The sequence below is a fragment of the Acinetobacter tandoii genome, from assembly GCF_008867985.1.
Classification (GTDB): Bacteria; Pseudomonadota; Gammaproteobacteria; order Pseudomonadales; family Moraxellaceae; genus Acinetobacter; species Acinetobacter tandoii.
The window spans coordinates 121,307-144,454 of the sequence record NZ_VXLD01000004.1; the positions used below are offsets into that span (position 1 = coordinate 121,307).

Consider the following 23,148-nt stretch of genomic DNA (forward strand, 5'->3'; position numbering starts at 1 on the left):
TTTAAGGAGTTTTTAGTGCCACATAATGTAGACCTCATCATATTACTGGCTTTTGGATTTGGACTCGCACTTGTTTTTGGTTACCTTGCGGCTCGTTTACGCCTCCCTCCGCTGATTGGGTATTTAATTGCAGGTATTATTATTAGTCCGAACACCCCAGGAATTGTTGCGGACATTCAACTTGCCAACCAACTTGCTGAACTGGGTGTCATGTTCCTGATGTTTGGGGTCGGCATGCACTTTTCACTAAATGATCTCCTACAAGTCCGACGCATCGCACTGCCTGGTGCCATTTTACAAATTGCAGTCGCAACACTGTTAGGCATTGGGGTTTCCATGCTTTGGGGATGGAGCTTTGGTTCCGCACTAGTGTTTGGTCTGAGTTTATCTTGTGCCAGTACAGTCGTATTACTCAAAGCCTTAGGTGATCGAGGTCTACTCAATTCGGTCAATGGTAAAATTGCAGTAGGCTGGCTCTTGGTTGAAGATCTGGTCATGGTCTTAGTGTTGGTGTTACTGCCTGCAACAGCAGTATTGCTGGGTGGTGAATCCATGACTACTCATGGTGGCAACGATAACATTTGGCTCACATTAGGACTAACGTTATTAAAAGTTGCAGGCTTCATCGCCTTTATGCTGATTGTGGGTAAACGTCTTGTCCCGTTGATTATGCAGTTTGTTGCCCGTTTAGGCTCACGTGAGTTGTTTACCCTCACCGTGGTTGCTGCGGCTGTTTCGATTGCTTTTGGTGCCTATAAAGTCTTTGGCGTTTCTATGGCACTTGGTGCATTCTTTGCAGGTATGGTCGTTAAAGAATCCGACTTTAGCCACCGTGCCGAAGAGGAAACTCTACCTTTACGTGAAATCTTCTCGATTCTATTTTTCGTTTCGGTTGGTATGCTGTTTGATCCGCGTATTTTATGGGAACAGCCTGAACATGTCTTGGCGGTCGTTGCAATTATCATGATTGGTAAAACCATTGCAGCGATGGCACTGGTACTGTTTTTCCGCTATCCGATCAATACAGCCCTGACCGTTGGTGCGAGTTTGGCACAAATTGGGGAATTCTCCTTCATTCTTGCCACTTTGGGATTATCCTTAAAACTGCTCTCTCTTGAAGGACAAAACTTGATTCTGGCAGGAGCACTCATCTCCATTACCTTAAACTCCTTTATTTTCGCTGCAATAGAACCACTGCAAAACTGGATTCGCGAGCGCTCTTCACTGGCACGTTTGCTAGAACGTAGTGGCGATCCGCTTGCGATGTTACCTGATGAAGTTTCACAAGATTATCTGCGTGATCAAGTCGTGATTGTCGGACATGGCGAAGTCGGACGTCGCATCACCAAAACCCTGATGGCAGAAGACATTAAAGTGGTGATTGCGGAAGAAAACCGCGAAATCGTAGAAAACCTACGTGAAAAAGGCATCGCTGCTGTCTCTGGTGTGGCGACCGAACCTGGCGTACTGATTCAAGCCCATATTCAACATGCGCGATTATTGGTGTTATCTCCTATGGATATTATTGATATCCATAAAATTGTTGATATTGCCAAAACCCTAAATCCACAAATTCAGGTCTTAATTTGTGCAGAAAGCAAACAAGAAGCCGAAGTGATTCGTAAGGAAAACATCGGCGACGTCTATTTTGCCAAAGAAGAAATGGCGAAAAATATGAGCAATCATATTCTTAATCAAATTGAAATTGCTCATCATCAAGCACCCAGCCATTAAGCTACCACTTCATTCTAAACATAAAAAAAGCGCACCTCATGTGCGCTTTTTAGCCAATATGGATTAGCTCATAAACTGTGGTTTTTCGTCCACAACCTCGGCTTGCCATTCATTCACTTGTTTTTCAAGCAAGCCAAATAAAGCTGCCTGAATCATGTGCTGTGCAATCACGGCTGTTTGGTCACCCAATAACGCTTTAACTTCATCGTTAAACTGAATTTTGACCAAAGGTTCTTTTTCTGAGCCTGCATTTCGCAACGCCAACTCACCACCTTCAAGTTGAACCAACTCTAGAACCGCTTCCTGATTCCCAAATAACTCTTTCAATTGCTCTATAGACATATGTTCCTCCATGTTCAACATGGTGGCAAAGACCTGTTGCACTTTGCATTGCTTAGACTAATTAATATCGGGTCAAAAATCTAAACTTCAAGCGCACGCTATTTTTTCCTTAAAATTCGACCATTTCATTACGAAAGCCATCAATCAATTGGGTTAAATCACGATGCCACTCACGTAGAATTTTGGTATCTGGCAACCATGCCTGAGGGGTCTGGGTAACCTTAATAATCAAATTAGACGATGTTTCATCTTCTGGTTCTGGTGCACTGGGTTCTGGTGCGTACTGGCACATGCGATAGGCGCGTTTCAGCTCTGCAATAAAGCCATCTTTAGAGAGCTGCTGCATAACCACCACCTCAGGAGAAACCTGCCCCTTGGCAGCCATTTGTTCTTCAATTGACTTTAACGTCGGCTGTAAGTCATTTAAACGGTAATAACGCACCAACTCCTGCAAGAACGCAAGCACTGCCCCATGCAAATGAAAAACCGCAGCTTCACGGTAAGCTTGGGCTTGTTGAATATGATCGATTTGCTCTGCTTGCTGACACGACAAACGTGCAAAATATAATTTCTGGTTGGTTCGGTCGGCATGAAAGCGAGCTACACGAGACATACAATTTTCCTAATTTCTTGGCATGTGTTACAGGCCTAAGATTAAACTTAATTGAATTCAATGCACAATAAAAAATTACACCGCATCCAATTCTACCCAATAAATTTTTCTTCGAGCTGGTATATCCACAGGAGGATGAATAGGCCTAACATTTTCAATGACCCAAGCCCAATAGCCATCTTCCCAATAGTTTGCTTTAGCCTGCTCAATCTCACTTTTCTGCCAAGCATGAACAGATGAAATATCCACCCATGCAACCGCTCGACCTAATTCCTCATCTCCATCCTGATTCAGATAATGTGCATTTTCAACAATAACTAAATCTTTAAGAGGAAGCTCATTGGGGCGCCATGAACGTATTTCCAAGGTTTTTATCCCTTCAGCAATATAGCTTCCCGATGGCGCAACAATCGATATAGCAGGATAAATTCTTCTCATGATTTTCCCATAAAAAAAGGAGCATACTCTGCTCCTCTCCTTTAAGCCTGTGGCTTATCTTCAGCCTGCTTTACACGAATTCCTGTCCCATATAAACGCAAAGTATTTAAACCTTTAATGGCTTTCACCGCTTCACGACCATGTGGCATCTCCACAAAAGCAAAGCCTTTAGATTTACCTGTTTCGGCATCTAAAACCAATTGGCAGGTTTCTACTGTGCCATATTGTTGAAACAGTTTCAGTAACTCAGCTTCTGTGACAGTACGTTCTAAATTACGAACTAAAATTTTCATTTAACAACCTTCAAAAATAGGCAAAATCATCAAAAAGCAATCGCCTACGCTACTTTCTGAACATTGCACATCAACCACCACAATGTAATTCGCTTAGTTTAATCGAGATTAATCCCAAAATCTAAATTAATCGACTGTCGTTCAATTAAGGCGCTTTTTACCGTTTGCTGGCGGGGTTTATGATGCGTTTCCAAGGTGCATAAATTGCGGGTGAGATCATTTAAGAAATAACTTTCAACTTTACGCCCTTGTTCATCCACTACATCTCGCGCCCACAGATTCAGATTTTGCTTGGTAAGAATAAGTTCATTCTGTGCACGAGTCAGCGCAACATAGAGCACCCGACGTTCTTCCTCGACCGCGTCAAAGTCCCCCTGAGCACGCGCATGTGGGTACTGACCAGCCGTCACATTTGCAACGTAACACACTTTCTGCTCCGTACCTTTGGCAGAGTGAATGGTAATTAATGTGACTACATCTGTATCCGACTGACGTTCAATTTCAGAAATGGAAACAGGGTCAAGTACATATTCCTCAAGAAATTCGCTTAATTGTCCATGTTTGGATGCCAATTGTTTAACCAACTCAAAGTCACCTTGGCGACGGTTCCAGTCTTTTTTATAGTTCTCGGCCAATTGTGCTTCAATTGCTTGAATACCCAAACTAACACACGCTTGTACTTCCTGCTTCAGCACCATCATCTGTTTCATCATCAATAAGGTTTCAACAGGAATACGTCCAAATTGTTCTAATTGATTAAAAATCAGTTCGAATTCAGGTTGAAGTAACAACTGTTGTGCCAGACGACTTGCCCCCACATCACCCACCCCATTCCATAGGGTAAGAAAGCGCATCCATGCAATATCATCCAAAGGATTGGCAATCACACGCAATAAACTGAGTAAATCTTTTACATGTGCTGTTTCAAGCAGTTTCATCCCCCCAATAAAGCGATACGGGACATTGGCTGCAATACATGCCGCTTCAATATGCCGCGCAGCAAAGCTAGAACGGACCAAGACCATATGATCCGACCAGTTATGCCCCTGCAAATAATGACGCTCTTTAATATCAATTGCGATCCATTTGGCTTCATCAAACTCATTCGGGAAAATATGCATGCGCGGCTTAATTCCCTCACCTCGATAGGCATCAAGACGCTTGTCATATTGAATCTCAGATTGATCGAGCAACCAATTGGAGAGGTCTAAAATTTCTTGAGTGGAACGATAGTTTTGCTCAAGTTTAAACACTTGGGCATTCGGCACACGCTCTTTAAAATGATGAATATTTTCAAAATCCGCCCCACGGAAGCCGTAGATGGATTGCGCATCATCGCCAACACAGAACAGGCTGACTTGATCTTTGAGTGGTTCAAGCAATGCCCACTGTAAGGGATTGGTGTCTTGCATCTCATCCACCAACATGTGCTTACAAATCGATGCGACATAATCAACCAAGCCTTCAGATTGATCGAGTGCTGAGGCCACAATCGCTAAAATATCATCATAGTCCAGAAAGCTACGTGCACGCTTGCGTGTCTCATACTCTTGCATGATCTTGGCGATTTGATCTTTAAATGCCAAATATTCAGGATGTTGCTTTTCTAAAGCATCACTCAATTTTTGGCGGGTATTACGTGCAAAAGAATACAAATCACATAGCTCTTGTGGCTTTGGAAGTTGATTTGGATTCTTCTTGTCATCTTTACCGCGAATCAGACGGAACATCATCAGTTGATCATCCCGATCAATAATCGAGAATTGCTCTAAACCAAAGGCTTTTGGTACACGGCGCAGCAGGTACATACAAAAAGTATGAAAAGTCGATGCGCGGAGTCCTTTGGCTTGCTCCCCCAAAGCCAACTCTACTCGGGCTACGATTTCACTGGCTGAACGACGAGTAAAAGTTAAAATCTGAATTTGGTTGGCGGGGATGCCTTGATCAATCAGGTACGCAGCACGTGCCACAATGGTTTTCGTTTTGCCACAGCCAGCCCCTGCGAGCACCAGACTGTGTTGCGACGCAGTCGTAGCAGCTTGTTTTTGTTGTGGGTTTAATTCATCAATTAGGCTGGCTAAACTCATAATGTCTCATCGTACTGGGGAGGTGGTTAGTTTAACAGAGCTATAGATGAATTATGAATTTTAGCCTGATGATCACGGCATCGTTTGATCTACCACAAATGAGCCGATCAAAATAAATCATTACAGATCAATAATAACCATGACAATGGAATAAGCATTTTTTAAATCAACAAAAATATCTGGATTTAATTTATAAAATCTGTCCCGACTGATACGCCAATTTTTAATTTCAAAAAAAATTTGATACGAGACAAAACGGCATGGATGCCGTTCGTTGGATTGGGGTATAGGGATATATCCTCAATCCAACAAAGGATTTTTGTTACTTTTCATCCTTGAAAAGTAAGGTATTCCCTACACAAAAAATATTTAATTTTTTTGTGAATAATGTGAATATTACGGCCTTAGGGCTAAGATCCTAGCAACATTCTGACAGGTTCGTTCCAAATTCTTCTCAGCATTTTCTAAAGCTGCTTGCAAATCACATGCCCTATCTACAATGCCGAAAATTGCAGTAAAACCTTCTGCATAGAGCTCCTCTATGCCCTCACCCACATAACCCGCACAAGCAATCACAGGCGTATTCAATCTTTTGGCAACTTGTGCGACACCATACGGTGTTTTACCAAATTTGGTCTGGAAATCTATCCCACCCTCTCCAGTAAAAACAAAATCGGCCTGTTCGATTTTTTCAGCCAATCGTGTCTCTTCAATCACAATTTCCACGCCAGAACAAAGGGTTGCTCCTGCAAATGCCATTAAGCCAAAACCCAAACCACCTGCGGCACCCGCGCCAGCAATATGAGCATAATCCACTTGGAGTTGCGATTTAACCAAACCAGCAAAATACTTTAGGTTCTGATCCAATTGCTCCACCATGGTTGGATTTGCCCCTTTTTGTGGAGCAAATACGTAAGCCGCACCGTGTTCACCATAGAGCGGATTATTCACATCACTGGCAATCAGCATCTCAACGTGTGCCAATCGAGTATCTAAATTCGATAAATCAATCTGGCTAATCTGATGTAATTGCCCGCCACCCTGAACCACCTCTTTTCCAGCAACATCTAAAAATCGGACACCAAGTGCTTGAGCCATACCCATGCCTGCATCATTGGTGACACTGCCACCAAGTCCAATAATGATTTTTTTAACTCCATGATCAAGAGCCAGTTGAATCATTTCCCCTGTTCCAAAGGTCGATGTTAAGGCAGGGTTTCGCTCCGAAGGCTCCAGTAAATGAATGCCATTGGCTTTCGCCATTTCAATCACAGCCGTTTGCCCTTCATCAATCAAGCCAAAATATGTCTCGACTTTCTGTTCTATGAAAGGCCCTGACACACTACAGCTCACCATCTCACCGTGCGCAGCCGCAATCAAAGCATCCACTGTTCCCTCACCGCCATCTGCCATCGGGACATGGAGATATTGAGCATCTGGAAAAATATGTTGTAAGCCACGTTGCATGGCTTGGCAAGCCTGTTGTGCAGTCATACTTTCTTTAAAAGAGTCTGGAGCAAGTACAAAGGTTTTAGGCATCGCAATTGTGCTTTTTAAGATGGACTATCCTCAATCATACGCAATAAAAAAGAGTGCATATAGCACTCTTGATCCACTTAATCAGCTGTAATAATTACACATCAGCAGAACTTTTTGGCACCTCATGCTTAATATAAGAGGCCAAAGTTAAATAGTTAATGCCTTGGAATAGAATATCTATCGCCAAAAACATACCCAACACCCAAAACGGCGCTGTTGGTGACATTAAGATAATTACCCCTGTAATAAAGGTAAGAACTCCTGAGAACAGCGTCCAGCCCCAACCAGCCAAGGGCCTGAAGATAAAAGCATTAATACTTCGTACAATCCCAGCGATCACCAAAAAAATAGCCAAGAAACTGGTCAATACAATTGCAGTTTTCACTGGTGTGGTAAAAGCATAATAACCCGCGATCAGATAGAAAATAGCAAAAGCAGCCCAAAGCCAGCGATAACCACCTTCAAAGATTTTAAAAGCTGCAATAAAGTGGAGTACCCCACCAATCATCATCAAAATACCAAACAAATAAACTGCAGATAAGGTGGCAAATGGTAAAGATGCCAATAAGACCAGACCAAATAAAGTCAGGAGTACACCTAAAGCTAAATACCATTTCCGATTTTCATGTAATTGATGACGGACAAGATCATTTCCAACTGTTTTCATAATTTTTCTCAAGTACTTACAATGGAATGAAATTATTGTGGTCTTTTTTTCCGTAACTGTCTGTTATCAATCTGCATCTTTTTTATCCACATTAGTCTTCCCTTCTGTGGATAAAAAAGCACTTATACACAGCTTTATTTGATCCAACCAATTTCCAGCGCTGTAATTTCGTTGAGTAATGTATCTTGTAAACGATCTGGCATTTTACTTTTATCGGCAGAAACAGGAATATGCCCCGCCATTAACTCTGCTTTGGCTTGTGGAAATAAAGGCTGTTGTTTCGGATAAGCATAGCCTTGAGGATAGAGCGGTTGTCCTGTCGCAGCGTCATATTTATCGGTTGCACCAAAGGCATGTAATAGCTCATGTACCAAAACAATTTGATTCTGCTCATTTTGTTTTTTACTGGCATACAAATTCACTGCACCAATACGGCCTTTTTCCAAAGCAGTAGAGTGTTTTAATTCACGCGTACGTTCAGGATCGTAATAATTTAAATACAGCGTGACTGCAGAACTACCATCACTGCGCTCGTGCTGTTGCCAATCATAAAAGCGGAATTTTAGACTCCACAATATGATATCGAGCATGTTCGCCTGCTCTGGTACCTTTGGTGGTTTTTGGGTTAATTCACGTCCTAAATTTAAATAAACGTGTATAGGTTGACCACGATAATGTGCTGACATTTGCTGGAGATAAGGCTGCACAGCCGCAAGATCACTTAAAGATAATTGTTGAATATACTGTTGTGTACTGGCTTGATCATCGGCATTAATAGGATGCAGCAATACAATAATCGGTTTATCCCAGTTCTGATTTTGATCACGCCAAGCGTTTACCGCCACAATTAGCAAAATCAGCAATAAGCACAAGATTCTAATTTTTTTCCACATTTCTTTTAAGCACTCTGCTTCTTCATTTTTCTTAAATACATTTGACTCATTTCTACTTTTGTTTCAAAAAGATTTAATGTTTTAATTAAACCTGAGAGTTTTGCTCTACCATAATTGCGAGAATCAAAATCTGGTTTCACCGCACTAATATATAGCCCAACCATACCTAAATTTGCCCACCCATTCTCATCGGCATTGTCTTTTACTGCTTTATAAATCAGGTTCAAAGTGCCACGATCCATAACATCTATCACGATATTATCTTTCAATTGATTCGCAAGTTTTGAATCAGATGTTTTACTAGAATCGAATATTTTTCTGACCTGTGCGTTCGTTACTTCTTCATCTTCTGAATTTTTAAGTTCATTTTCCGAAATCAAATTTTCAATAAAAATAAATTTATCACAAGCCTTTCTAAAGGCTTCTGGTGTAGATTTTTTACCAAAGCCATAAACGCTTAAACCATTTTCACGAATACGCGATGCTAAAGGTGTAAAGTCACTGTCACTAGATACAATGCAAAAACCATCTAATGCACCTGCATACAGTAAGTCCATTGCATCAATAATTAAAATCATATCCGTCGCATCTTTACCTTTTGTATAAGCAAATTGCTGAACGGGAGTAATTGCATGAGGTAATAAAACATCTCTCCATTTCTTCAGCGTTTCATTACTCCAATCCCCATAGACTCGCTTAACACTCGCAATCCCATATTTAGCGACTTCTTCCAAAACAGATGAAATGGCACTAATAGATGAATTATCTGCATCAATTAATACGGCAAACTTTTTCGTTTGAATGTCCACAACTCCCCCAAAAAATAATATTACTTTCTTATATAAATCATTGTGACATAAAAAATGCCCACCAAAGTGAGCATTTCTATTCAAGTATTGATGTGATTAAGCTTCAACCCACTTCCCATCTTGGAAAACCAACGACCATTTGGTCTGTTTTCCTTCAGGCGTTTCCGAACCAATATATTGTGCTTGGTTCTTACGGCTAAATTTTACCAAGGTTGGATTGCCTTCTGGGTCAACATCGGGCGCTTGCAAAATAAATTGGTATTTTGGATCAAGTTGATCAGCAACAGAACGTAACTCGGACACTTTTGGCGCACGCGTTTCACGGATTTTCGGGAATTTGCTCGCTGCTAAAAATAGACCTGCTGCCCCATCACGTAATACAAAGAAATCATCGTGCTTGGCGGAACGCAAGTGTTCCATTTTGATTGGATCGACACGCGGTGGCGCAGGCTGACCGCTTTTCAATACCTTTCGGGTATTGTCACAACTCATGCAAGCAAAGTACGGTCCAAAACGACCTGTCTTGAGTTGCATTTCGCCATCACATTTGTCACATGGAATGGTTGGACCATCATAACCTTTGATTTTGAACTCACCTTCTTCTAGTTCAAAACCAGTACAATCAGGGTTATTACCGCAAATATGCAGTTTACGACCACCATCAATCACGTAACTGTCCATTGCAGTGCCACAAATCGGGCAGCGTTTTTTCGACATCAAATCTGCTGTTTCTGCAGAATCATCATCAGAAAGTGCAGCCAAAGATTCCACAGGCGTTAAGTTCAGTGTACCTTTACAGCGTTCTTTCGGTGGCAAGTTATAGCCTGAACAGCCCAAGAAGACACCTGTCGTGCCTGTACGAATCTGCATTGGTCGAGAACATTCTGGACAATGTACTGCATCCACTTCTACAGGTTGATTGCGGCGCATACCACTTTCACCTTGTGCATTGGTCAGACGCGTTTTGAAATCGCCATAGAAGCTGTCAAGTAACTCTTTCCAATTACGTTCACCATCAGCTACTTTATCCAGCTGACCTTCCAAGTCCGCAGTAAAGTCATAGTTCATGAGGTTATTGAAACTTTCATCCAAGCGATCAGTAACAATCTCACCCATTTTTTCTGCATATAGACGACGGTTTTCCAGTTTCACATAACCACGGTCTTGAATAGTCGAAATAATTGCAGCATAAGTTGATGGTCGCCCAATACCCTTTTTCTCAAGCTCTTTCACCAACGACGCTTCAGTAAAACGCGCAGGTGGCTTAGTAAAATGCTGTGAAGGATCGAGTTTTTCTAGATTCAATACCTCACCCACTTTCACCGCAGGCAAGAGCACATCATCATCAGATTTATTTTGACCACGAACTTTGGTAAAGCCATCAAACACCAAGGTACGACCTTTGGCTTTCAGTTCAACACCATTGGCATCGACCAAAATTGTGGAAGATAAATATTCAGCAGGTGTCATCTGACATGCCACAAACTGACGCCAGATCAGATCATACAAACGCTGTGCATCACGCTCTACACCCGCCAAACTATCGCCTTTTAAACCGACATTGGATGGACGAATCGCTTCATGCGCTTCTTGTGCACCCGCTTTATTGCCATAACGATTTGGTTTCGCAGGAAGGTATTTTCCGCCAAACTCAGTTTCAATATGGTGACGCACCATATTCACCGCATCGTCACTTAAAAAAGTAGAGTCCGTACGCATATAGGTAATAAAACCTGCTTCATACAAACGCTGCGCCAACATCATGGTTTTCTTGACTGAAAAACCTAAACGCGTGCTGGCTGCTTGCTGTAAAGTCGAGGTGATATAGGGCGCACTTGGATTGACCTTGGTCGGTTTATCTTCACGTGCTGAAACTTTATAATCGGCATCTTTCAAAATTTTCAATAAAGCATCAGTTTCTGCTTTATTGCGTAATTTGAGCGTCTTACCTGCTTGCTTCACCGCTTCTAAACGAATTTCATCGCTTGAAGATTTGGTGTCTGCAAACACCTGCCAATATTCTTCAGGAACAAAGGCACGAATTTCACGCTCACGTTCTACCACCAGTTTGACGGCTACAGACTGAACGCGTCCTGCAGATAAACCACGGGCAATTTTCTCCCACAATAAAGGAGAAATCATAAAGCCAACCACACGGTCAAGGAAACGACGTGCCTGTTGTGCATTCACTTTATTGGTATCTAAGCGTGCAGGATGCTTAAAGGCTTCTTGAATGGCATTTTTGGTAATCTCGTTAAATACCACACGCTGATAACGCGAATCATCACCGCCAATTACTTCTTTCAAATGCCAAGCAATCGCTTCCCCTTCACGGTCCAAGTCCGTTGCGAGATAGACTTCATCGACTTGCGATGCCAGTTTTTTTAATTCAGCGACCACATTTTCTTTGCCTGGTAGCACTTCATAATGTGCCTTCCAGTCGTGTTCAGGATCGACCCCCATACGGTTAACCAAAGCTTGTTGTGCTTTTTCCGCTTTTTGCGCTTCGGTCAATTTGGTTCGAGTTGCTGTGGTTTTTTTATCCGCAGTTTTACCTGAACCACCCGTCGGCAAGTCACGTACATGACCTACAGAGGATTTTACAATGTAATTTGAACCTAAATATTTGTTGATTGTTTTCGCTTTTGCAGGCGACTCCACAATCACTAAGGCACGTTTATTCCCAGCATCAGAAGCTTTTGCTGTTGTGCTTTTGGATGTGGATCGAGGAGCATTCGCCATAGTTAACCGTTTTTCCTATTTCAGTAAATCTTAAAATTAAACTTCAGCCAAAGCATGTAAGTATGCTTTGATATCTTCTAATTGGGTTGCTTTTAAATCAGCTTCTTCATCCCAATAGAGTCCTACACAGTTTGCCTGCATATCAATAGCATAAATGCCCTTTAATGCAATTGGAAAATTATTAAATTTTTCATCACCATGCACTAACTTGAGCTGTTGATCTTCAACACGGGCACGCATCAGCGGCAAACGTGCATCTGGAATCAGAACACTATAATACGCGACCATACTGGCACGATTTGAAGATGCCAACGGAATTTTAGTCCAATCTGGTGCTGCCACTAGGCGTGGGTGTAACCCCATTTTTCGTGCTTTTTCGCGCATTATGCCCAATGCTTTTTCTCGAGGGCTAACACGGAGTCCTAAAATTGACCCGAGCACAAATACAATAATGACAACAGCAACCCAAATTCCTGTATTTTCCATAGCAAAACCTTTTTTGTCTTTTATTAGAGTTGCATAAGCACAATATAAAACGCAAGTTGGAACGATGAAATTAATTTAGGAACATTTCATGACTATATAAGACTTCATGTCCGTTCCAATAAATATAACCTTTCTCGATCAACTCTTTGAGTAACAAACGCACATCCGCTTTGGGAAACATTTGCTCTAATAAATCACGTAAAGCATAAATGTCTTTTGGCTTATCATTTTTCAATTCGCGTAGTTTTTTCGCCACTTCAAGCTGGACAGGGTCAATTTTTCCAAAATCTTTAAATAAAGCATCTTGTGCCTTTTGCAGATCTGGTTCCGCAGAGGGTAATTCGGCCGAAATCTGTAACTGCTCTACTGCTTGCGCTAGGTTGGTTGAGGGCACCAACTCTGCTTGGTCTTGTTCAAGATGTAGCTGCGCCCACTGCTTTAATACTTTCTTACGAAAGTTAATCTGCTCATCATAACGTTTGACGATTTTCAGATTAATCAACATACCAACCACGTGCTGCGCTTTCTCTGGCACCAACTGTAGAATGTTCATGACAGAATTTTTTAATGAATCAATGGTATTGGGTTTGCCTGACATGTTTGCCAAAGCATCACAATACTGCTTCACCATTTTTAAGTATGGTTTACGTTGAATGACATCTAAGCTTGGAATTTTATATTTGGGTTTGCTAATTTCAGCTGCATCTTGAATTAGAGTCAAGCTACAAGTCAGTGCCGACCCGCGCATTAATTCAATTAAAATAGCACTGGTTTTTGCTGCCGAAATGACTTCTACATGGGTGTCGGGTTCGAGTAAAGCCATTAACTGCCCAACGACTACCGCATATTCAAACTCTTTCTCTTTAGCTTGAGCGGTGTCTAAAATCACCACTTGCCCTGTATTGACCCACATCGCAAATTCAGTCAGATCTTCCAGCGTATACGCAAACTGCCCTTTGCAATTAAACAAATACAACGTCGGATAATGCTGCACCAAATCGCGTAGCATTTTTGCCGTTGGCATATTATTTTCTAGATCGAACAAAACCGCTTTAGCAGACATAAATACAAAATCATGAGAGATAAGCAAAGAGCGTGCATTAGAACGGGAAGCGGGCAAAAGGTCAAGCCTAGCCCATCTCTCTCTTGTTGGAGATACAAGAATAAACCATGCCAATCAAGCGTCCCAACTAGATCAATAGTGCGGTGGTCTATTGCTTAAAGGGTCAAAAGCTTCGATCCCTTCAGATAAATCAGCAGATTCTACCCGTTGATAAAGAAGCTGCATTTGTTTTTTTAAATCAGCGATTTCGGCATTTTGGCGAATCACTTGTTCATTTAACTGTTCAACTAAATCATCTAAAAATGCAATTCGGACTTGCAAATCTTCAATGGGTGCGGAAAATGACGCGTGATTATCTAGATTTTGTTGTTTAGTCATTTAAAGTCCTCATTTGAGATTTCAGGAAACATTATGGCCTATATTACGTTAAGGGATGTCCAACTTGCATTTGGTGGACCTGCCCTACTCGACGGCGCGAATTTTAACCTAGAACGTGGCGAACGAGTGTGTTTGATTGGCCGTAATGGTGAAGGTAAGTCGACGCTACTTAAACTGATTGAAGGCAGTTTACTTCCCGATTCTGGCGAAGTCTCCATTCAGAATGGTTTGACCGTGTCCATGTTGGCACAAGACGTTCCTATGGACTCTGGCAAAGTTGCAGACATCGTAGCAGAGGGTGCAGGTGAAGCTGCGACTGTGCTTAAAGCATACCATGAAGCGAGTGATGCCTGCATCTTAGGTGATATGAACGCTTGTGATCACATGGGCAATTTGCAACACAAGTTAGATCAACTTGATGGTTGGGCTTTAGAAAATAAAGTTAATTCCATTCTAAGCAAAATGGGACTTGACCCAAATGCCGATTTGGCTGATTTATCGGGTGGACGTAAGCGTCGTGTCCTATTAGCACGTGCCTTACTGACTCAGCCCGATGTCCTGCTCCTAGACGAACCGACCAACCATCTAGATGTTGAAAGCATTGAATGGTTAGAGAAATTCTTACTCGATCAAAACAATTTAACTTTATTGTTTATTTCGCATGACCGCTCATTTGTAGACAGTATTGCCACCCGTATTGTCGAACTAGATCGTGGCACATTACGCAGCTACGAAGGTAACTACTCACGCTACCTCGATCTTAAAGCACAACAAATGGAAGCCGAAGAAAAGCAAAATGCTTTATTTGATAAACGCTTAGCAGAAGAAGAAGCATGGATTCGCCAAGGCATTAAGGCGCGTCGTACGCGTAATGAAGGTCGTGTTCGTGCCTTAAAAGCGCTGCGTGAAGAATCTAAAGCGCGTCGCTTCCAGCAAGGCAAAGTCAGCATGGCCACCCAAGATGCCAATCGTTCTGGAAAACTGGTCTTTGATATTGAACACCTCAGTGTTTCTTACGATGCCAAACCGCTGATCAAGGATTTCTCGGCACTGGTCATGCGTGGGGATCGTATCGGTTTAGTTGGTGATAACGGGGTCGGAAAAACCACCTTGATCAAAGCCATTTTAGGTGAAATTGAACATGGGGGTTCTGTCAAAACAGGAACCCAGCTTGAGATTGCCTATTTTGACCAATTACGTAATGCACTTGACCTTGAAAAAACCGTCATGGCAAACGTGTCAGAAGGTTCTGATTTTGTCGATGTGAATGGTAACCGTCGTCATATCTACAGTTATTTACAAGACTTTTTATTCTCACCTGAACGTGCCCGTACGCCAGTTAAAGCACTTTCAGGTGGTGAAAGAAACCGCATTCTATTAGCCAAATTGTTACTCAAACCATCCAATTTAATCGTGATGGATGAGCCAACCAATGATTTGGATATGGTGACTCTAGAACTGTTAGAAGAAATGTTGTCTGAATATAAAGGCACTTTACTGTTGATCTCACATGACCGTGCCTTTATGGATAACGTTGTGACTTCAACTTGGGTGTTTGACGGCAAAGGTAACATTGATGAATACATTGGTGGCTATCAAGATTACTTGGAACAGCGCCCTGATCAAAAAGTAGTTGATCAAAAAAGCGATGTAAAAAAAGCACAGGCCAAAGCTGAAGCGGCTGCCGCAGCAGCAACGTCTGCACCGAAAAAGGTGAAGTTGAGCTATAAAGACCAGCGAGAGTTAGAACAACTCCCCGCTGAGATTGAAAAACTCGAAATGGAACAAACCCAACTTTCAGACAAGTTAGCAGACGGTTCTTGGTTTGTTTCAGATGCCAATGCCGCAACTCAAGCGTCACAGCGTCTGGCTGAAATTGAAGAACAGTTACTTGAAAAACTGGAACGTTGGGATGAATTAGAAAACCTCAGCAAAGGGAACTAATTTAACTTTCAACTGCCCGATTGGCTGAGCCATTCAGCCAATCGGGCTTTTTTATATTCTCTGTTTGTACCAACAACACTTAAAATTGAATCAAGCAATAGTCGATAACTCGGTTATTTCTGCCACAATTTATGTGTGGGTCGCAGCAACCACTGTGATAATTGGCGGATCGTCTGATCAAAAATCCGTTGTTGTAGTAACCAACAGGTCAAAATTGACAACACCACACAAATCAATATTTCCACTGCCACAGGCAAATTGAGCTGAATCATTCGTGCCAGCCAAATCACCACAAAACCATGTAACAAATACACAGGCAAAGTGTTTTGTCCCAAGCGCATAAAACGTGCTCCCAAACCCTGAAATAATGCCAATAGCGTCAACACCCCCCAACTGGATAACATAAAGCACATCAGACGAATTACACTTCCCTGCCATAGCTCAACTTTGAGTTGAGTATAACTTAAACTGCCGTACCACCAGAATTGACTTAAATGGGTCCAATACAAGATACACATCATCAGACCGAGGCTCAGACTTGCCCACAACAGCGCATGACTTTGCTGTTGTAACTTTTGCATTATGGGCTGACCATATCGGTAACCCAAAACGAAAAAAGGCAAAAAGACACAGATTCGTCCAATTGAGTAGGCATAGTTATTCCACGGCGAAAAACCAACGACTAAAGCGATCAGTACCGCAAGTACAAGCGCAAAATGGTTTGCATGGAACACATGCATAAATAGCGTCCAAACCATCATCCCCACCAGATACCACATCAGCCAATAGGGTCGTTCAAACAGGCTAAAGTGCCATTGTCCAGACATCAAAGCATCCGATGCCAAATACAACAGTTGGAAAGGGACATAGAGTGCAATAAAAAAGAGGATGTTTTTCAACCAATTTTTATCTTTATACAACATACCTGAAATAAAAATAAAAGCAGGCATATGTATGGCATAAATGGTTTCAAGCAATAACTGGCTAGTTGCTTGTGGCCAACCAATCATCCGCTCTAGAAAGTGCCCCAACACCACCAGAAAAATTAGACCTGCTTTGGCAGTATCAATCGCATGGCTTCTCATCTATAAATGCCATCAATCAGAAATATACCCTAGTCTAACACCACCGTTTTAAGTTGCTTCACCCATAAGCTTTAATCATTGGGAATAAAGTGAATTCCCTTTTCCCCATCGCACAACCCATTAAGACCAAGCCAAATTTTAAGAGAATAGCTCAGCAAAAAGTACAGGTTCCCCATTTGATTCACTTCATTCATTAAAAATCGAAAATCTGAAACTAGAAAATATTAAATTTATAATCTTTTACGGTCTTCATGGAAACTGAAGCTGTTAAAGCAAACCTTTCGCTGCTCAAATCAGATTTATCAACAGCAATATGCTATACCTATCAACATAAGAATAACTGAGCCTTTGATCATGTTGGATTTGTCACAAATTTTCGCATTTGCTTTGGTGAGCCTAGCAATGGTCCTCACTCCTGGCCCGAATATGATTTACCTCATTTCACGTTCAATTTCTCAAGGAAAAACAGCAGGTTTCATTTCTTTAGGCGGCGTAGCATTGGGCTTTGTCTTATACATGCTCTGTGCTTCTTTTGGGATCACAGCGCTCATTGTCGCAGTTCCATATGCTTATGACACGATTCGTATTGTAGGGGCTATCTATTTACTCTGGTTGGCATGGAAAGCTTTACGCCCTAATGCAGCTCCTGTTTTTAGTCTCAAAGATTTATCTTTCGATTCACCGTTAAAATTATTTTTAATGGGCTTTTTCACCAGTTTGCTGAATCCTAAAATTGCAATTATGTATTTGTCTTTATTGCCACAGTTTATTCACCCACAGCAAGGCAGTATTTTAGCGCAGTCTATTCAACTCGGTACGATCCAAATTTTTGTCAGTGTTTCAGTAAATGCCGTTATTGTTTTTTCTGCTGGCAGCATTGCACTTTTTCTACAGCGAAAACCACTTTGGGCAAATGTTCAGCGTTGGCTCATGGGCACAGTTCTCGCTGGGCTTGCAGTACGCATTCTTCTGGAAAGTCGTCGCTAGACTGCCATACCCAAACCAGCAGATGGTGACGGACAAGGTTGATCCTGATTTTTAGCGTGGATAACCTTGACCAAATCAGTTCATGCTACACTTTGCACAGTCTTCACTTTTTCAAACTAATTATATCGTTATGAGCCAAGCACAGACCTATACACCGGGTGAATTTCAATGGTCATTCCTCCATCCTAAATATTGGGGAATTTGGCTTGGCATCGTTTTCTTAATGATACTGGCAATTTTGCCGTGGGCAATTCAATATCGCTTAGCCACTTTTCTTGGAAATCTAGCATTTACTAAACTGAAATCCCGCCGTAAAACTACGCTGCGCAATTTAGAAGTCTGTTTTCCAGAATGGAGTCCGGAACAAGTTCAAGCCCACGCCCGTCAGGTCTTCGTTGATCAAATGCTTGGGGTTTTTGAAACACTAAATGCTTGGTACTGCCCACAATGGTTCAAAAATCGAGTTACTATTGAAGGTTTAGAGCATATCCAAACCGCACAAGCAGCGGGTAAAGGCGTCTTACTGCTCGGCACTCATTCCACCTTATTAGATGCAGGTGGTTATTTATGTGCACAATATTTTGAACCCGATGTGGTGTATCGTCCACAAAATAACCCCTTGTTAGACATGCTGATTTATCGTTGTCGTGCCACGATTTATGCCAATCAAATTGACCATGATGATATGCGCGGTCTGATTCGCAACTTAAAAAATGGACATGCTATTTGGTATAGTCCAGACCAAGATTTTGGTTTAAAACAAGGGGTGATGGCTCCCTTTTTTGGGGTGCCCGCCGCAACTGTTACAGCACATCGACGTTTATTAAAAATCTCTAAAGCCGTTGCTGTACCCCTATATTTCTACCGTCATGGTGATGTGGCCAATCCCAAATATCATCTGTTAATTGAACCTATGGTGGACAACTTGCCAAGTGAAGATGAAGTGGATGATGCAACACGCGTTAATCAAATTATTGAGCGTCAGCTTCGAATTGCACCGACCCAATACATGTGGTTTCACCGTCGTTTTAAAACCCGCCCAGAAGGCTATGAAAAAATTTATTGATGGTTGATCTTGGCTAGAAATGTTATTTCCTGCTCTAAATTTTATTTTATACGTGACTCGAACGGCACAACAGAACACATAAGGATAAAAACTCAATGAAAGTGATGCAGCTTCTTCCTGAACTGAATAGTGGTGGTGTTGAACGTGGCACACTCGAAATTGCTAAAGCGCTCATTCAGCAAGGGCATGAATCATTAGTCGTTTCCAATGGTGGGCGAATGGTGGCACAGCTTGAAGCGGAGGGTTCTACCCATTTAACCCTGCCGATTCACAAAAAATCACTATCAAGTCTGTGGCAAATTCGCCCATTACGCCAACTCATTCGGCAGCACCGCCCCGACATTGTGCACGTACGCTCAAGAGTTCCTGCATGGTTGACGCATTTTGCTTTAAAAGGGATTCCTGCAAATGAACGTCCACACCTAATTAGTACCGTACACGGTTTCTATTCGATTAATCGTTATAGTGCAATTATGACGCAAGCAGAGAAAGTCATTGCAGTTTCGGACAGTGTGGTGCAATACATCACCGAACATTATAAAAATTGTCCCCCACAAGATATTGTGCGTATTTACCGTGGTATCGACTCCAAAGCATTCCCGCATGGGTATCAACCATCAGTACAGTGGATTCAACAAACTTTAAAAGACTTTCCTCAGCTCGAGCATAAGTTTCTCTTATGTTTACCTGGTCGTATTACGCGGCTGAAAGGACATGAAACATTAATTGAATTGATACAACAATTACATACTCAGTTTCCCTATCTCCATGCAATTGTGGTTGGCGGAGCTGACCCTAAAAAAGCAGCTTATTTAGATGAATTGCAACGCAATATACAAAGTCGGGGCTTAGAACATCAGATTACCTTTGTCGGTCATCGCTCCGATATTCGTGAATGGCTTGCTTACAGCGATGTAGTCTTGTCTTTGTCTAATCAGGCAGAAACCTTTGGACGTACGGCTTTAGAAGCTTTGTCAGTAGGGACACCCGTGATTGGCTGGAAAAGAGGTGGAGTTGCTGAAATTTTATCTTCGGTTTATCCGCAAGGTCTTATTCCTGTAGATGACCAAGCTGAACTTATTCGTGTCGTCCAACATCATATTGAACAGCCTCAACATGTGGCTCCTGTCACGCAATTTAGCTTACAAGACATGTGTGATCAGACTTTAGCACTCTATCAACGTATAGTAAGTTCGTCATAATTTTTAAATAAATTTCGAGTATATTAAAACACATAACCCGAGTTCTGCTTCCTGCAAAACTCGGGTATATGAGGTTGTGCTTTCAATCATAATTTTTGTTTTAGTGTTTGGTCATCCTAACCAGCCATCATTTCCGTGATGATTTTCCTTCAGCGTCGTCTTCCTTAGCGGGATGTTCCGTTCCCTGTTCCTTGTGCTGATGGAGTAAGAATAAAAGAATTCTGAAAGTTCTACCATTCGTCAGAGACCGAAACCTTTGTAAGCAATTTCGTACACAATTTTTTATTTAGTTTGCCTACTATTTCTCATTTTTATAATCCTGTGCAATTTCATCTGTCACTATTTTTTCTTCACGCTCCGCTTTTTCAATTCCTTCTTGTATTGCAGCCTGAGCTTCTTGTTCATCTGCATCCGTTTGCTCCAATTCCTCTTGCTGTTGCTCAAATACACGCCCCGTTTGTAATTTGACATAGATTGGAAAGTGATCTGAACCTATATGCGGTAAACGCTGCATTTCAATAAGTGCAAAGTCTGTACTGTGAAATACATGATCGAGTGACCAGCGTAAAAAAGGATAATCGGCATGAAAAGTATTCACATAATGCCGCCCAACTCGCGGATCGAGTAAGCCACTGATTCGTTGAAATAGACGTGTCGTTCGTGACCAAGCCACATCGTTCAAATCACCCATGACAATACAGCTTTGATCGAGCTCTTTAATTTGATCACCCACAATCAACAATTCAGCATCTCTTAACGTTGAATCTTTGGCTTCTGTCGGACTAGGCGGTTTCGGATGTAGACAATACAACTGTACTGGCTGTCCAGAAGGCAACAGTACCGTGGTATGAATTGAAGGAATTTCATCACTTAAAATAAATTTAACCTCTGTATCGATGAGTTTCAAGCGACTATACAAATGCATCCCATACAAATTATCCAACGGAATCGGGACACAATAAGGGTAACTCTCTTCAAGCACCTGTAGCGCCCGTTGCCAATGCTGATCTGTTTCCAAAGTCAAAATCAGATCGGGCTTAAATTTGCTAATTTGTTCAATGAGTAAATGATGTTGAGTATTGGGTGTGAGTACATTCGAAACCAATAATGAAATTTGTCGTTCTGGCTGCAATTGCTCGTGAGAAACAGTCTGAACCTGTTTTTTCCACACAAAAGTATAAGGCAATACCATTTTTAACTGATATGCCAAAGCTGCGATTAACGCAACCAAAATCAGCTCACGCTGTAAATCCCAAGGATTAGGCCAAAAAATCAGTAAAATAAAGGCTAAAAGCCCCAGTACCAAAATTTGTAGTCGTGGAAAATCTGCTCCGCGAATCCACCATTCATCACGCGGAATCAATGACCAAAACGTCAGCATCACCACCGTGATTGCCAAGATTTCCACCCAAATCATGTTATTTTTCTCAATCTTTTCCGTTTGGTAAACTAAGTCTGGACAAACTTTATCAATTTTGTATGTATCATAAACAAGTTATTTCGTTCAATTATAGTGATGTTTTACTTATGTAGTGCTTGCAGTTGTGGTCGCTTTTGATACACTCAAACCCCTTTTAAATTTTTAACGCACCGAGGCAAAATGACATGAAAGTAGGTCTGGTCGGTTGGCGCGGGATGGTTGGTTCCGTCCTTATGCAACGTATGGTTGAAGAGAATGACTTTGCTCACTTTGAGCCATTCTATTTTTCTACCAGTAATGCAGGTGGTGAAGCCCCTGCATTTGGTGGTAAGACTGCCCCAGCACTTATGGATGCATCAGACATTAATAGTCTGAAGCAAATGGATGTCATTATTACCTGTCAAGGTGGTGACTATACCTCTGAAGTCTTTCCAAAATTAAAAGCTGAAGGTTGGAAAGGCTATTGGATTGATGCTGCATCGACCTTGCGTATGGAAGATGAAGCCATCATCGTGCTTGATCCTGTCAACATGAACGTGATTAAAGATGGTTTAGTGAATGGCACAAAAACATTTGTCGGCGGTAACTGTACTGTTTCGCTCATGCTCATGGGCTTAGGCGGCTTATTCCAAAATAACCTTGTGGAATGGGCAACCTCGATGACTTATCAAGCTGCTTCTGGTGCTGGCGCGCAAAATATGCGTGAACTCATCACAGGTATGGGCTACTTGTATAACAATACCAAAGATTTATTAGATGACCCACGCTCTCCAATTTTAGACATCGACTCTAAAATTGCTGAATTACAACGTGGTGAAGGTTTCCCATCTGCAAACTTTGGCGTACCGTTAGCGGGTTCTCTCATTCCGTATATCGATAAACAGCTTGAAAGCGGTCAATCGAAAGAAGAATGGAAAGGCCAAGTTGAAACCAACAAAATCTTAGGCAATCAGCAGATTGTTCCGATTGATGGTCACTGCGTCCGCATTGGTGCAATGCGTTGTCACTCACAGGCACTTACGTTGAAATTGAAAAAAGACGTACCGCTGGATGAGATTGAAGATATATTACGTAGCGCGAACCAATGGGCGAAAGTCGTTCCAAATACGCGTGAAGCATCAATGACTGATCTGACTCCTGTTGCAGTAACAGGCACACTTAGCGTTCCTGTAGGCCGTTTACGTAAACTGAATATGGGTAAAGAGTACCTCGGTGCATTCACTGTTGGTGATCAATTGCTTTGGGGTGCTGCAGAGCCACTACGTCGCATGCTCCGTATTCTGATTGATTTTAAAAATGCATAAGCATTTTTAAATTTTCAAACAAAAGCCGATCAATTATGATCGGCTTTTTATGTAAC

Annotated in this window: 21 protein-coding genes; 6 read left to right on the forward strand and 15 right to left on the reverse strand. The window is 41.9% G+C overall.

What is annotated here, in order from left to right; translation table 11 throughout:
* Positions 1–15 precede the first annotated feature (15 nt).
* Positions 16–1,734 carry a cation:proton antiporter gene (locus tag F4W09_RS08125; protein WP_151504534.1) on the forward strand — a complete coding sequence of 573 codons (1,719 nt, stop codon included), beginning with the start codon at positions 16–18 and terminating at the stop codon, positions 1,732–1,734.
* A gap of 63 nt (positions 1,735–1,797) precedes the next feature.
* Here the strand turns inward: F4W09_RS08125 and F4W09_RS08130 are convergent, their stop codons facing one another.
* The 13 genes from F4W09_RS08130 to F4W09_RS08190 all read right to left on the reverse strand — a co-directional run bounded on the left by F4W09_RS08130 (position 1,798) and on the right by F4W09_RS08190 (position 14,084).
* Positions 1,798–2,076, reverse strand: coding sequence for a hypothetical protein (locus F4W09_RS08130; protein WP_016168262.1), 279 nt, complete (start codon positions 2,074–2,076; stop codon positions 1,798–1,800).
* Positions 2,077–2,185: 109 nt separating this feature from the next.
* Positions 2,186–2,689, reverse strand: a complete 504-nt coding sequence (locus F4W09_RS08135) for a DUF6586 family protein (protein WP_016168263.1) — start codon at positions 2,687–2,689, stop codon at positions 2,186–2,188.
* A 75-nt stretch (positions 2,690–2,764) separates the two neighbouring features.
* Positions 2,765–3,127 (reverse strand): ASCH domain-containing protein, encoded by a 363-nt coding sequence (locus F4W09_RS08140; protein ID WP_044740079.1) that lies wholly within the window; start codon positions 3,125–3,127, stop codon positions 2,765–2,767.
* A gap of 41 nt (positions 3,128–3,168) precedes the next feature.
* The gene (locus F4W09_RS08145; RefSeq protein WP_151504535.1) at positions 3,169–3,420 is read right to left on the reverse strand and encodes an RNA recognition motif domain-containing protein; all 252 of its coding nucleotides are present in this window, start codon (positions 3,418–3,420) and stop codon (positions 3,169–3,171) included.
* Between the two features lie 98 nt (positions 3,421–3,518).
* Entirely contained in the window at positions 3,519–5,507 is a 1,989-nt protein-coding gene (locus tag F4W09_RS08150; protein ID WP_044740081.1) for an ATP-dependent helicase, read from the reverse strand.
* 396 nt (positions 5,508–5,903) lie between these two features.
* Complete coding sequence (locus F4W09_RS08155) at positions 5,904–7,046, reverse strand: glycerate kinase family protein (RefSeq protein WP_151504536.1); 1,143 nt, start codon at positions 7,044–7,046, stop codon at positions 5,904–5,906.
* Between the two features lie 94 nt (positions 7,047–7,140).
* Entirely contained in the window at positions 7,141–7,713 is a 573-nt protein-coding gene (locus F4W09_RS08160; protein WP_151504537.1) for an HdeD family acid-resistance protein, read from the reverse strand.
* Positions 7,714–7,847: 134 nt separating this feature from the next.
* Positions 7,848–8,606, reverse strand: coding sequence for a hypothetical protein (locus F4W09_RS08165; RefSeq protein ID WP_104441125.1), 759 nt, complete (start codon positions 8,604–8,606; stop codon positions 7,848–7,850).
* A 5-nt stretch (positions 8,607–8,611) separates the two neighbouring features.
* Positions 8,612–9,415: an NYN domain-containing protein gene (locus tag F4W09_RS08170; RefSeq protein WP_104441126.1), complete on the reverse strand. Its 804-nt coding sequence runs from the start codon at positions 9,413–9,415 to the stop codon at positions 8,612–8,614.
* 96 nt (positions 9,416–9,511) lie between these two features.
* Entirely contained in the window at positions 9,512–12,157 is a 2,646-nt protein-coding gene (topA, locus tag F4W09_RS08175; RefSeq protein WP_044740086.1) for a type I DNA topoisomerase, read from the reverse strand.
* A gap of 36 nt (positions 12,158–12,193) precedes the next feature.
* A complete protein-coding gene (locus tag F4W09_RS08180; RefSeq protein WP_044740087.1) occupies positions 12,194–12,643 on the reverse strand; it encodes an ammonium transporter in 450 nt (149 codons plus the stop codon).
* A 70-nt stretch (positions 12,644–12,713) separates the two neighbouring features.
* Positions 12,714–13,706, reverse strand: coding sequence for a hypothetical protein (locus F4W09_RS08185; RefSeq protein ID WP_151504538.1), 993 nt, complete (start codon positions 13,704–13,706; stop codon positions 12,714–12,716).
* Between the two features lie 132 nt (positions 13,707–13,838).
* Positions 13,839–14,084 carry a SlyX family protein gene (locus F4W09_RS08190; protein WP_016168273.1) on the reverse strand — a complete coding sequence of 82 codons (246 nt, stop codon included), beginning with the start codon at positions 14,082–14,084 and terminating at the stop codon, positions 13,839–13,841.
* A 33-nt stretch (positions 14,085–14,117) separates the two neighbouring features.
* On the opposite strand from F4W09_RS08190, the gene F4W09_RS08195 reads away from it, so the two are divergent.
* A complete protein-coding gene (locus F4W09_RS08195; protein WP_151504539.1) occupies positions 14,118–16,028 on the forward strand; it encodes an ATP-binding cassette domain-containing protein in 1,911 nt (636 codons plus the stop codon).
* A 113-nt stretch (positions 16,029–16,141) separates the two neighbouring features.
* Here the strand turns inward: F4W09_RS08195 and F4W09_RS08200 are convergent, their stop codons facing one another.
* Complete coding sequence (locus F4W09_RS08200) at positions 16,142–17,113, reverse strand: acyltransferase family protein (RefSeq protein WP_151504540.1); 972 nt, start codon at positions 17,111–17,113, stop codon at positions 16,142–16,144.
* 354 nt (positions 17,114–17,467) lie between these two features.
* On the opposite strand from F4W09_RS08200, the gene F4W09_RS08205 reads away from it, so the two are divergent.
* From F4W09_RS08205 to F4W09_RS08215, 3 genes are all read left to right on the forward strand, one after another.
* Positions 17,468–18,100: a LysE family translocator gene (locus F4W09_RS08205; protein ID WP_151504541.1), complete on the forward strand. Its 633-nt coding sequence runs from the start codon at positions 17,468–17,470 to the stop codon at positions 18,098–18,100.
* A 130-nt stretch (positions 18,101–18,230) separates the two neighbouring features.
* Positions 18,231–19,166 carry an LpxL/LpxP family Kdo(2)-lipid IV(A) lauroyl/palmitoleoyl acyltransferase gene (lpxL, locus tag F4W09_RS08210; RefSeq protein WP_151504542.1) on the forward strand — a complete coding sequence of 312 codons (936 nt, stop codon included), beginning with the start codon at positions 18,231–18,233 and terminating at the stop codon, positions 19,164–19,166.
* 95 nt (positions 19,167–19,261) lie between these two features.
* Positions 19,262–20,368: a glycosyltransferase family 4 protein gene (locus tag F4W09_RS08215; protein ID WP_151504543.1), complete on the forward strand. Its 1,107-nt coding sequence runs from the start codon at positions 19,262–19,264 to the stop codon at positions 20,366–20,368.
* 298 nt (positions 20,369–20,666) lie between these two features.
* Here the strand turns inward: F4W09_RS08215 and F4W09_RS08225 are convergent, their stop codons facing one another.
* A complete protein-coding gene (locus F4W09_RS08225; RefSeq protein WP_151504544.1) occupies positions 20,667–21,785 on the reverse strand; it encodes an endonuclease/exonuclease/phosphatase family protein in 1,119 nt (372 codons plus the stop codon).
* A gap of 188 nt (positions 21,786–21,973) precedes the next feature.
* Here F4W09_RS08225 and asd point away from each other — a divergent pair, with 188 nt between their 5' ends.
* The gene (gene asd / locus F4W09_RS08230; RefSeq protein WP_151504545.1) at positions 21,974–23,092 is read left to right on the forward strand and encodes an aspartate-semialdehyde dehydrogenase; all 1,119 of its coding nucleotides are present in this window, start codon (positions 21,974–21,976) and stop codon (positions 23,090–23,092) included.
* Positions 23,093–23,148 lie beyond the last annotated feature (56 nt).

What these genes read in the sequence shown, in the direction of transcription:
- F4W09_RS08205 (WP_151504541.1), top strand. Translation starts at nt 17,468, where the DNA reads ATGTTGGATTTGTCACAAATTTTCGCATTTGCTTTGGTGAGCCTAGCA.
- topA (WP_044740086.1), bottom strand. Translation starts at nt 12,157, where the DNA reads ATGGCGAATGCTCCTCGATCCACATCCAAAAGCACAACAGCAAAAGCT.
- F4W09_RS08215 (WP_151504543.1), top strand. Translation starts at nt 19,262, where the DNA reads ATGAAAGTGATGCAGCTTCTTCCTGAACTGAATAGTGGTGGTGTTGAA.
- F4W09_RS08145 (WP_151504535.1), bottom strand. Translation starts at nt 3,420, where the DNA reads ATGAAAATTTTAGTTCGTAATTTAGAACGTACTGTCACAGAAGCTGAG.
- F4W09_RS08130 (WP_016168262.1), bottom strand. Translation starts at nt 2,076, where the DNA reads ATGTCTATAGAGCAATTGAAAGAGTTATTTGGGAATCAGGAAGCGGTT.
- F4W09_RS08160 (WP_151504537.1), bottom strand. Translation starts at nt 7,713, where the DNA reads ATGAAAACAGTTGGAAATGATCTTGTCCGTCATCAATTACATGAAAAT.
- asd (WP_151504545.1), top strand. Translation starts at nt 21,974, where the DNA reads ATGAAAGTAGGTCTGGTCGGTTGGCGCGGGATGGTTGGTTCCGTCCTT.
- F4W09_RS08185 (WP_151504538.1), bottom strand. Translation starts at nt 13,706, where the DNA reads ATGTCTGCTAAAGCGGTTTTGTTCGATCTAGAAAATAATATGCCAACG.
- F4W09_RS08190 (WP_016168273.1), bottom strand. Translation starts at nt 14,084, where the DNA reads ATGACTAAACAACAAAATCTAGATAATCACGCGTCATTTTCCGCACCC.
- F4W09_RS08195 (WP_151504539.1), top strand. Translation starts at nt 14,118, where the DNA reads ATGGCCTATATTACGTTAAGGGATGTCCAACTTGCATTTGGTGGACCT.
- F4W09_RS08225 (WP_151504544.1), bottom strand. Translation starts at nt 21,785, where the DNA reads ATGATTTGGGTGGAAATCTTGGCAATCACGGTGGTGATGCTGACGTTT.
- lpxL (WP_151504542.1), top strand. Translation starts at nt 18,231, where the DNA reads ATGAGCCAAGCACAGACCTATACACCGGGTGAATTTCAATGGTCATTC.
- F4W09_RS08155 (WP_151504536.1), bottom strand. Translation starts at nt 7,046, where the DNA reads ATGCCTAAAACCTTTGTACTTGCTCCAGACTCTTTTAAAGAAAGTATG.
- F4W09_RS08140 (WP_044740079.1), bottom strand. Translation starts at nt 3,127, where the DNA reads ATGAGAAGAATTTATCCTGCTATATCGATTGTTGCGCCATCGGGAAGC.
- F4W09_RS08135 (WP_016168263.1), bottom strand. Translation starts at nt 2,689, where the DNA reads ATGTCTCGTGTAGCTCGCTTTCATGCCGACCGAACCAACCAGAAATTA.
- F4W09_RS08165 (WP_104441125.1), bottom strand. Translation starts at nt 8,606, where the DNA reads ATGTGGAAAAAAATTAGAATCTTGTGCTTATTGCTGATTTTGCTAATT.
- F4W09_RS08200 (WP_151504540.1), bottom strand. Translation starts at nt 17,113, where the DNA reads ATGAGAAGCCATGCGATTGATACTGCCAAAGCAGGTCTAATTTTTCTG.
- F4W09_RS08180 (WP_044740087.1), bottom strand. Translation starts at nt 12,643, where the DNA reads ATGGAAAATACAGGAATTTGGGTTGCTGTTGTCATTATTGTATTTGTG.
- F4W09_RS08150 (WP_044740081.1), bottom strand. Translation starts at nt 5,507, where the DNA reads ATGAGTTTAGCCAGCCTAATTGATGAATTAAACCCACAACAAAAACAA.